This window comes from Laceyella putida (assembly GCF_042665195.1).
Taxonomy (GTDB): domain Bacteria; phylum Bacillota; class Bacilli; order Thermoactinomycetales; family Thermoactinomycetaceae; genus Laceyella; species Laceyella putida.
This window is the reverse complement of record NZ_JBHTBW010000041.1, coordinates 1-10,390: the sequence shown is the minus strand read 5'-3', so window position 1 is coordinate 10,390 and position 10,390 is coordinate 1. Positions and strand designations below refer to the sequence as shown.

General features: G+C 48.2%; 7 protein-coding genes, 1 pseudogene and 1 riboswitch. Of the genes and pseudogenes, 4 read left to right on the top strand and 4 right to left on the bottom strand.

Annotation, left to right across the window (positions count from 1 at the left end):
* Window positions 1–401 (top strand): IS5 family transposase (locus ACFQNG_RS12765; RefSeq protein ID WP_379865532.1); only part of this gene is annotated, 401 nt, incomplete at its 5' end.
* Window positions 402–436: 35 nt separating this feature from the next.
* Here ACFQNG_RS12765 and ssuE read toward each other — a convergent pair.
* The 4 genes and pseudogenes from ssuE to ACFQNG_RS12745 all read right to left on the bottom strand — a co-directional run bounded on the left by ssuE (window position 437) and on the right by ACFQNG_RS12745 (window position 5,455).
* Window positions 437–1,008, bottom strand: a pseudogene (gene ssuE / locus ACFQNG_RS12760) (NADPH-dependent FMN reductase).
* Between the two features lie 285 nt (window positions 1,009–1,293).
* Window positions 1,294–1,881, bottom strand: a complete 588-nt coding sequence (locus ACFQNG_RS12755) for a P-loop NTPase family protein (RefSeq protein ID WP_379865531.1) — start codon at window positions 1,879–1,881, stop codon at window positions 1,294–1,296.
* A 112-nt stretch (window positions 1,882–1,993) separates the two neighbouring features.
* Entirely contained in the window at window positions 1,994–2,959 is a 966-nt protein-coding gene (locus ACFQNG_RS12750; protein WP_379865529.1) for a phosphotransferase, read from the bottom strand.
* Window positions 2,960–3,808: 849 nt separating this feature from the next.
* Window positions 3,809–5,455 carry a peptide ABC transporter substrate-binding protein gene (locus tag ACFQNG_RS12745; protein ID WP_379865527.1) on the bottom strand — a complete coding sequence of 549 codons (1,647 nt, stop codon included), beginning with the start codon at window positions 5,453–5,455 and terminating at the stop codon, window positions 3,809–3,811.
* 515 nt (window positions 5,456–5,970) lie between these two features.
* Window positions 5,971–6,127, top strand: a riboswitch (SAM riboswitch).
* A gap of 135 nt (window positions 6,128–6,262) precedes the next feature.
* On the opposite strand from ACFQNG_RS12745, the gene ACFQNG_RS12740 reads away from it, so the two are divergent.
* Genes ACFQNG_RS12740 through ACFQNG_RS12730 form a run of 3 tightly spaced genes read left to right on the top strand, consistent with a single transcriptional unit; the run spans window position 6,263 to window position 9,898 of the window.
* Window positions 6,263–7,390 (top strand): sugar ABC transporter substrate-binding protein, encoded by a 1,128-nt coding sequence (locus tag ACFQNG_RS12740; protein WP_379865525.1) that lies wholly within the window; start codon window positions 6,263–6,265, stop codon window positions 7,388–7,390.
* Window positions 7,387–8,889, top strand: a complete 1,503-nt coding sequence (locus tag ACFQNG_RS12735; protein ID WP_379865523.1) for a sugar ABC transporter ATP-binding protein — start codon at window positions 7,387–7,389, stop codon at window positions 8,887–8,889. Before ACFQNG_RS12740 ends, ACFQNG_RS12735 begins: the two co-directional genes overlap by 4 nt.
* Window positions 8,870–9,898, top strand: coding sequence for an ABC transporter permease (locus ACFQNG_RS12730; protein ID WP_379865521.1), 1,029 nt, complete (start codon window positions 8,870–8,872; stop codon window positions 9,896–9,898). Before ACFQNG_RS12735 ends, ACFQNG_RS12730 begins: the two co-directional genes overlap by 20 nt.
* Window positions 9,899–10,390 lie beyond the last annotated feature (492 nt).

Genomic DNA, 10,390 nt, shown 5'->3' with positions numbered 1-10,390 from the left:
TTGCTTTTACAATCACTCCCGGTCAACAGCATGACTGTACCCAATTACAAGCATTACTCGATTCCGTTTCCGTTCCCTGTTTGGGAAAAGGAAGGCCTCGCAAGAGGCCGGATCATCTGATTGCCGATCGCGGCTACAGTTATCCGTCTTGTCGTCGATTTCTTCAAAAACGTGGGATTTCCCATACCATCCCCGAACGCAGAGATCAGGCGGAGCGTCGGGCCAAAAAGCCGGGGCGTCCTCTGACCTTCAACAAAGAACAATATTCACGCCGAAACGTGATTGAACGCTGTATTAACCGCCTGAAGCAATGGCGTGGCTTCGCCACTCGTTATGAAAAACGGGCGGTTTATTTTTGTGCTGCCATTACCTTGATTTCCTTGATCATGTGGCTCAATTAATCATTCACCAGACACGCCCTAGTCGCTGCACCGCTTCATGCTTCACCTGGAACCAATGGAACTTTTCTTTTACTCGAATGCCATAAGATCTCCTCGAAGAACTCCTGAAGCGAATCGTCCAACCGTTGTTTCACCTCCTCTTCAAGTTCCACTTGACCTTGTTCGTTCCGTTTCACCTGTGAGTCAACGACGTAAACACCAGCCAAAATGTTTCGGGCCCCCAGCACCGACAGCACAGGTTTTAAGGCATATTCGATGGATAACAAGTGAGCGATGCTGCCTCCAATAAAAAGGGGAAGAATGATTTTTTCGGATAATCCTTTTTGTGGCAGCAGATCAAGGTAGGTTTTAAGAACCCCTGTATAAGAAGCCTTGTAGACTGGGCTAGCAATAATGATTGCATCCGCATTCTCCACCAGCCCATTCGCCTTCTGAATGGCGGGACTATCAAACTTGGCTGAGATCAGATCTCCGCCGGTAGATCAGATACATTAATCCATTCGATTTGCAAATCCTTATCCTGCAGCACTTTCCTTACATAATGAACGATACCGGTTAGTCTCGAAGTTTTCGAAGGACTTCCAGAGATGATCAAGATGTTGGCCATAATCATGCGCTCCTTTTTGTAATAGATAAGCGATAAATAACAAAAGGTACCTTTATCGCGGTTCAACCCGCTGTAAAGGTACCTTCAGTTAACTGATCGGCATACCAAAAATGAAAAAGACACAACAATTGCGCTTGTTGTGTCTCCGGTTATCCGGTTGACAAATCATATAGGTTTACTTGTATTTGATTATATCATACCGACTAAGCTTAAGTAAATAAATCGGAGGCGGTTAATCTCTAAAATTTCGGGGAAATCATGTTTATCTTAAATGAAGGCATGCCACTAACGTTCATCCACTCTCAATTTAAAATCGTAATTTGCGGGCTGATAACAGTCCGTTGTGATCAACTCCGGCGCATCAATCACATTGACCGCAATCACATTCTCCATCGTCAGGATGGTGGTTGCGAACAGGTCTTCCAGCTCTTTTTCCCAATCATCCATCTCCTTATAAAAATCATCGGCTTGATCCACCCAGCAAACAACGGCCCGCTCACGCCTCTTGATATCCGCCGCCAGGAACTGCACAAATTTCCGGCTGAACTCTTGCGAAGTCGTTTTGTCCAGATCATCGTTTTCTGCCGAGTCATCCGTGACCAAATCATAGTAGGCGCATCCCAAATACGAAGCCACGGCTTCTGCCAATGCCACTTTATCCCGGCTCGTTCCATAAAGGATCATGCCAGTGAACTTCTTTTCCTTCTTCACTGTCTCCAACATGCGAACAAGTTCTTGGATCGCCTCATCCATTCCCGTAAATGAAGCGAAAGTGTTTGGGTTTGGAACATAGGTGGTTCGCGATTCATCCACCAAATCCAAAGCGGACTGTTCTATTTTTGCTTTCTCTCCATCATCACGATCATGACGCATCTTAATACCCCTTTCATCAAAATGCCAAACGGAAGGTTTGCCCGAAATCAGTATGCACCATCTTCCCATTTTTTTATCCAAAGGGGAAACAGATTCGTGCATTGCTTGCCCCTTAGCGCAACATATCATCCAACTGATTCCAGTTCTCTTGCAACCATGCGATTTCTTCAAAGAACCGCTGGGGATTTGCGCTTCTCCCCTCAATATCCGCCGTGATCCACCAACCGGATTCTTTCGTCCACAGGAGACGCAATGCGCGCACAAAATCCTTGACACCATAATCTAAGACCATCTCGCGATACCCGTTAAGAAAAGCGGTGACCGTCTCTCCATTCATCCCATCTGCTGCGCTGAAACAACCTGACAACACCGCCCGTGCAACATCCAGATCGGGATACACATATCGCATGCGATCGAAGTCAAGGATGGCCGAAACATGCCCCCCTTCAAACAGAACATTGTCCATATGCATGTCCCAATGGGCCCAGCCCTTCCGGCATTCCTCAAACAGTGAGAAATCGAGCGTGTCCAATATCTCTTTCTGCTTATGAAGCATACAGATGACACGGGCCGATGGATGCTGTTTCAAGGCAAGGGACATTTGGTTTTCCCATTTTTTCCGGATGCGCGCCTTATCGGGCGTCCAATAAAGGGGAGTGGGTGGAATGGCGCTTAACGCCTGATGCAATTTCCCCAACTCTCGGCCCAGTGAAAACATTTGCCCATGGCCCGCCTGACCCGGCGGCACGTTGCTTCCGCTCATGGTCTCCAAGACGGTAAAGACTTCGCCTTGACTGGATGTCATTAAATACCCTCCATCAAACGAGTGAATCTTCGGACATCGAATACCTTGTTTTTGAACGGCTTCCTGAATGGAGAGCGCAGTTTTGACAAACGACAGTTTGCCGCTGTAGCGCGCCGGATGGTACTGTTTGACAAACACGGTTGTGCGATCATCAAAAGTGACAATCCATTTGAGATTGAGAAGACCCCGATGGACTGTTTCAAAATCAGCGATCTCTTTGGCAAAAAGTTCTTCCACCCGTTGAAAAATATCTTCACGAATTCGTTGGTTCATTTGCTTCCTCCTCTTGATCAGATCGTTCTCCATTCCCAGACCGCGCGAAAGAGATGATTGCGGCCGTTTTGCAGAAGCGGCAAGGCGGCGATTGATCACCGAAAATTCGGACAAAACAGGCGCGATGAACATAAAAGACCCCTGCTATAAAAATAGGATGATGGTTGGTTCCGACGTCCTTCGCCCATATCGATCATCTCCATCAGACCAAGGATAACAAATACATTCGTTTATCAAAAAAAGCCGTTGATCCTGTGACAGGATTTTCCGGCTTTTTTACGTGAAAATGAAAAAACGAAGCACACAGGCTTCGGGGGCAGACTTTATCATCAGAATAACTCAAAGGAAAGAAAAAGTCTATTCTTTTTTTGCGATCTCCCTTATATTTTTAATGTCGCTTCCAACAGCCTGCAAACACGGAAACCCGGGAGGTGATGATGTTTCAAGTCCGAAGGGTTATGCGGATCAACAGCCGTACCGAAAAGCGCAAGAGAGTTTGCCTGCCTTGACGCATTAGTCCTATCCTGCGGACCGGCTGCAGCATTTCACCGATCCGCAGGTGCTTCTGGATTCCAGTGCACGCGCTTCCCTGCCTCCTGAAGTGCTACTCGGGCTTCAAAACGTATTTAGCCATGCCTTAAACCATGTGTTCTCAGTCGGGGTGATCTTTATCTGTATCGCTCTGGTCGCAAGTGTTTTTATGGGGAACGCCCGCTTGGTCAACCCGGCTGAAAGGATGAACACATCGCAAGAAAAGATGATGCAGAAATCATAAACCCGTTAAGCGGCGACCATATATAAAGCCAGTCTCTCAAGTCAAACTGAGAAACTGGCTTGCCCATCATGTCGCTATTGGCTTTCTGCTTTGTCGCCGATGGATGCCCATTTGAGGTCATATTCCGCCCCATACGGATGGCGATGCAGATTCTTCACATACGGTTTTTGCAAAAAGGAGTTCACTTCATAGTACAGGGGAACAATCGCCGCCTGTTGGCCCGAACCCGTGCCGACAAGAAGTTTTTCCGCTTGAATCATCGTGTCTGTCTTCTCTTTTTGCGACGTGGTTGATTTGGCCTTTTTGATCAGTTGGTCAAAAGTCGGGTTTTTAAATTTCATATAGTTCAGCTTGGAGTTGGCTGTCCATATTTCCAAGAAGCCAATCGGATCGCTGTAATCGGCGAACCAGCTGGACATGGTCATGTCAAACTCGCCTTTCAGTTCATAAGCCACTTTGTTTTTCCGGGGAAGGGCATTCAACTTGATCTCCAACCCCAACTTTTCTTTCAATTGCTCTTTGATGGAAATGGCCACATTGCTCCGCTGATCGTTAAAACAAAGCATGACAATGGAATCCGGCGGGCGGGACAAGCCCAATTCCTTCAAGCCTTTATTGAAATACGCCTGGGCCAAGGCCGTATCGTGCTTGACAATCTCCCCGCCGGCAAGCTTGCGGAAAGATTGGGCCCCTTCTGTCATGGCGGGCGGAATCAACGCCCCTGCCGGTTTGGATCCATCTTTCAATACGGTTTCCACGATTTCGTTGCGGTCGACCGCCAAGCTGATCGCGCGCCGGATATTCGCATTCTTGAAAAATGATTTGGTTTCGTTCATCAGCAAATATTGGGAAGAAGCCAATTCCAGGTTAGTATAATCCTTGGTTTGCTTATAGGCGTAAACAAACTCGGAATCGATTTTGGTCGTGTCAGCCTCTCCGGCATTGTACAGATTGATCCTTTTGGACGTTTCCGCCTGGACGACCACGTCAACCTGTTGAAGCTGAACGGTATCCCGGTCCCAATAGGTTTCATTTTTGACCAAAGTCACTTGTGTCGGCGTGATGGATTGGATGATGAACGGACCGTTATAAACCATTTTGTCCGGGGTTTTTGTGTACTCATCCTTATACTTTTCCACAATGTCTTTTCGTAGCGGAAAATAGGTGGATTGCGTGGTCAAGCTCAAAAAGTGGTGTTCCGGTTGTTTCAACCGCACCTCCAGCGTTTTTTCATCAAGCGCCTTCACTTTCACTTGACTTGCCGATCCGGTGCCTTTGTTGTATTCCTCCGCACCGGCGATGGGATAAAGAATATAGGCGTACTCCGATTTGGTTTTCGGGTCTAACGCCCGCTTCCAGGCGTATTCAAAATCATGCGCCGTCACCGGCTCTTCGTCACTCCATTCAGCGTCATCACGCAATTTGAACGTGTACGTTTTTTTGTCCGGGCTGATCTTCACCTCTTCGGCCATTCCGTTGACGAGGCGATTGTTCGGTCCCAGTCGCATCAATCCTTCATTCACGTTGTACAAGACGTTCCAAGAAACGATATCCACATACTTGGCGCTGTCCAAGCTGGAAATCTGATTGCTTTCAGTAATGCGCAATATTTTGTTTTCGGAAGGGCCCTCTTGGGAATCGATCCACGGAATGCTACAGGAAGTTAATAAAGACATGGCCAACATGACAACAAAGATGGTTAAAAAGCCCTTTATCCGCATGATTTCCTCCTTCGAAACAAAGTGAATAATTATACCGATAAATGAATATATTTGATTTTATTCATTCAACACAATAAAGTAAAGTAATTTTGTTATACCAATTTATGATAAAAACATGGATAATTAAGTATTTATTAATAAAATGAAAATAATATTAACAAATCAAGTAAGATCATTCCTGACAAACGGGGACCTGCCCATAATCAAGCGGTCCCCAAAAACAAACAGCCTATCTTCATAACGATCACGTTATAAGAATATAGGCTTTTTTCATTTTCTCCCTCCCCTCGGAGCAGGCCATAGGGAAAGTCTCCGCGTTGGGTAAAGACGGGGGCCGCCGCGCCAAGTCGGCAACCAGTGAAGTGATGGTTGGACGAACAGGAACCTTTTCCTTGTCACGGGAACAGGCAAAGGTCATTGACATTTTAATTTGCAGGCATTATCATTTCACTAATAAATAATATCCGTTATTATTTATCGGATTAATTGATTTAAACAATTGCATACGTTGAAGTCTCTTATTGCGAGAAGGTGGAGGGAATGGCCCGATGAAGCCCAGCAACCGACTGTAATACCATTGTGAAATGGGGCACTCCGTAAGGGGCCGCGGTGAACAGCCGCGCAAGGCACGGTGCTAAATCCTGCAAAAACGTTTGTTTTGCGAGATAAGAGGCAAGGAAATCGTGTTCCGAGCCTCTGATTGAAGGGGCTCTTTTTTATGCCAACCTCCCCCTCATGCGCAATAAAAAGAACATCATTCATTTTCCCATCATTCAGTAAATGGGAAAAAAAGGAGGAGGATTTTTCATGAATAGTTTCAAGTCATTTTTGATCATTCTGATGACGGCTGCGCTCCTGGTGGCCGGCTGCGCCAATGAGCAAGATCGCGTCGCCCGGCAAAAAAACAACCATCCTGCGGGACAGATAAAGTCGACATCCCCTGCGGCCGCCTCTGGCGAGATTCCTAACAAGGTTAACAAGCCGTTAAAGATCGCGGCCATCACTCAATTATCCATCGGCACGTTTTCTTCGCAATATATAGCGGGTGTCACCGAACAAGTCAAGGCGTTCGGCGGAGAAGTACAAGTATATAACGCCGACAATGACCTGTCGAAAATGGCCTCATATGTTGACACCGCCGTAAACCAGAAAGTGGATGGCATCCTCTTGGACCATGGCCGAGCAGACGCGTTGGCGCCCAGTGTAAAAAAAGCGGTGGCCGCCGGAATTCCGGTTGTTTCCTTTGACAGTGATCTGGACATTCCGGGCGTCACCGTGATCGACCAAGATGATTACAGCCTAGCTTGGAACTCCCTGCGCACCATGACCCAAGATTTAAACGGAAAAGGAGAGATCGTGTATATCTGGGTGGGGGGTTTTGCACCGATGGAACGCCGCAATGTGATCTATGAAGCTTTTCAAAAACGGTATCCCCATATCAAGGAAGTGGCCCGTTTCGGAAACGCCAGTTCCAACACGGCCCTGGACACGCAATCTCAAATGGAGGCAATTTTAAAAAAATACCCCAACAAAGGGGATATTGACGCGGTGTTTGCGCCTTGGGACGAGTTTGCCAAAGGGGCGACCCGCGCCATTCAACAAGCGGGGCGAACGGAAATCAAGGTATACGGCATTGATCTCAGCGACGAAGATTTGCAATTCATGCAAAGTCTCAACAGCCCTTGGGTGGCCACCGCCGCGACGGACCCAGCAGAAGTGGGTCGGCTTCAGGTTCGATTCCTTTACCAAAAAATCGCCGGTGAATCGACACCGCAAGTGTACAGCATCCAACCCCATTTGGTGGAAAAAAGATGGTTGCCCACCGATCGGAAAGTTTCCATGAAGGATATTGGCAAGGTGATAAACGGATGGGGGCAATCCGATGCCGGAACTTCCCCATGGATGAAAAAATTGACAGAGGCGAATAAAAAATGACGGCATTAACATTAAAGCAAATCTCCAAATCATTTCATAACCATCCCGTCTTGCACCAAGTGGACTTCTCGGTTCAACCCGGGGAAGTCCACGCCCTCATCGGGGTTAACGGGGCCGGGAAAAGCACGTTGGTGAAGATCCTGTCAGGCGACATTCAAAAAGATCACGGATCGATTCGATTGGGTGAGCGTGACCTGGACATCCGCTCACCCATGGACGCCAAGCGGGAAGGGATCAGCATCGTGGTGCAGGAGGTGGACACCGCTCTCATCCCCACCCTTTCCGTGGCCGAAAATGTAACGATCGACGAATGCCTGCACGGCCCTTCCTTCTTTTCTTGGAAAAAGAGAAAACAAACGGCCCGAACACTCCTTTCGGAAGTGGGCATCCATTTGGCTGTGGACAAATTAGTCTCATCCTGCACCTTGGCCGAAAAGCAGATGATTCTGATCGCCCGGGCGATTGCCGGTCAGGTCAAGTTCCTGATATTGGACGAACCGACGGCGCCTTTGAGTGAAGTGGAAACAGCCACACTCTTTCAAGTCATCCGCCGACTGACGGACCGCGGTGTCGGCATCGTCTACATTTCCCACCGCTTAAACGAAATCAAAACCATTTCCGATCGGTTGACCATCCTGCGCGACGGCAAGGTCATCACGACCCAAAACACGAGCGAAATGGAACACGAAGAGATGATTCGCGCAATGCTCGGCAAAACGTTCTCTCCTTCCTCCGCCACGCCACACAAAAAGTTGGGCAAACCCTTAGCGGAAATCAACCAATTTCATGTTCACTCAACCGGCCAAACGCTCTCTCTCACTGTCTATGAAGGGGAAATCGTGGGCATTGCGGGACTGGTTGGAGCAGGCAAAACAGAAACGGCCCGCGCTTTGTTTGGGGCGGACCCCCATGACGGGACGTGGACGATCAAGGGAACCTCCCACCCGATTCAAAATCCGCAACAAGCGATTCGGGCGGGCATCTGTTTGATTCCCGAAGAACGGAGAAAAGAAGGCGTTTTGGTTGATTTCCCCGTCGTACAAAATTTGACACTTCCCAGCATCCGAAAACTTTCTCCCAAGGGTTGGATTAACCGGCGGAAAGAAATCTTGTTCGCTGAAGGGTTGATTGAGCGCTTGGGCATAAAAACCCCCTCCCCCTTCCATTCGGTGCGGCGGCTAAGCGGAGGAAATCAACAGAAAGTATCCATTGGCAAATGGCTGGACACCCACAGCCACTTGGTTATTTTTGATGAACCCACCAAAGGCATCGATATCGGGGCCAAGGAAGACGTCTTTCAACTGATCCGCGAACTGGCCCGCCAAGGGAAGGGAATTATTTACTTCACCAGTGAATTTTCCGAGTTGTTGACCATCGCGGACCGCATACTCGTCATGGACCATGGGCAGTTCGTTTCCGAATGGAAAAACGAAGAGGCGACGATGGAAAAATTGATGCATGCAGCGACAGGAGGTTATTATGGAACAAGCGCTCAATAAACGGAAAACACTCAAAAACGGAAAACAAACCACCGGACTGGCGGCCTCTTTTTTGCACCGATATGGAACGCTGCTGGTGATCTTATTGACAATCCTGGTCTTCAGCTTAACGAACGAGAAGTTTTTAACTTATCAAAATTTCACCGATATCTTGCGGTCGATCTCCATCATCACTTTGCTCTCCATCGGAATCACCCTCTCCCTGATTGTGGGTGGGTTTGACCTGTCCGTCGGCTCAACTGCCAGCCTCGCCACCGTCACCAGTGCGATCGTGCTGGTCTGGTACCGGCAGGAAACATGGGCGGCCATCCTTGTCCCTCTCTGCATTGGGATCATTATCGGTTTACTCAATGCTCTATTGGTGGTCAAAATCAAAATCCCCGATATGCTGGCCACGTTGGCCGTGATGTATATCATCAATGGGTTGCATTTGACCTGGACCAAAGGTTATTCCATTTACAACAATATGCCGTTGGGCGACGGAACCACCGCACCGGGTCAATTTTTGCCCTCGTTTTTATTCATCGGCCAGGGAGAACTGGGGAATGTCCCTTTTCCGGTGATCTTCATTCTCATCCTTGTCGCTCTCGTCCATGTCATCCTCAACCACACGCGTTTTGGCAGACTGCTGTACATGACGGGAGGAAACCGGGAAGCGGCCCGTCTGTCGGGCGTACCCGTCAACCGTTATCGAACCTATGCCTATGTGTTAAGCGCGCTGTTTGCCACGCTCGCCGGAATCGTACTGGCTGCCCGCATCGGCACTGGCCAGGTCTCCGCCGGCGCTCCGCTCTTGATGGATGGGGTATCCGCGGCATTTATCGGGTTTTCCGTGCTTGGAGCCGGCAAGCCGAATGTCATCGGCACTTTTATCGGCGCCGTGTTGATCGGCGTCCTGCTCAATGGGCTGACCATGCTGAATGTGCCTTATTACGCACAAGATATCGTTAAAGGCGCCATTTTGCTCGGAGCCCTGGCCTTGATGTATGTTCAGAGGCAAAACGCTTAAGCGACCCCGCCGTCAAGCCTCTCATCACATCAAAAAAGGTAGACGGACCAAGCCGTCTGCCTTTTTTTCATGCCAACGCCGAAATAAAATGACTGGATCGCCGAATAGAAGATGAAGATCGCACTAGCAGGTATGGCTGATGGATTTAAAGAAGCCTTCGATAGTTGATATCGGAAGGCTTCATAAAGGAAAAGCTTCTTCTTTCATCGAACATTAGGTTTTCAATAATCCCAATGATTAGATTAGGATATGCCATTGGACAGCTTTTGGCTCCTCTTAGCAAAAATCAAGAAATAAAAGGAAATAATTAATAAACAGCAAGAACATGCAATTTTGAGACTCCACACGGCTGAAGCCGTGGGATTCTTGGATAGTGAATGTCCTCAATCCATTTCTGCTTTGGACAACTTCCAAGTTCAGGGCTGTTTCATCAGCCCATCCCATACAGTTCTACAACATCGTTGCATGTACCCATATGGGCGGCGTACCTAT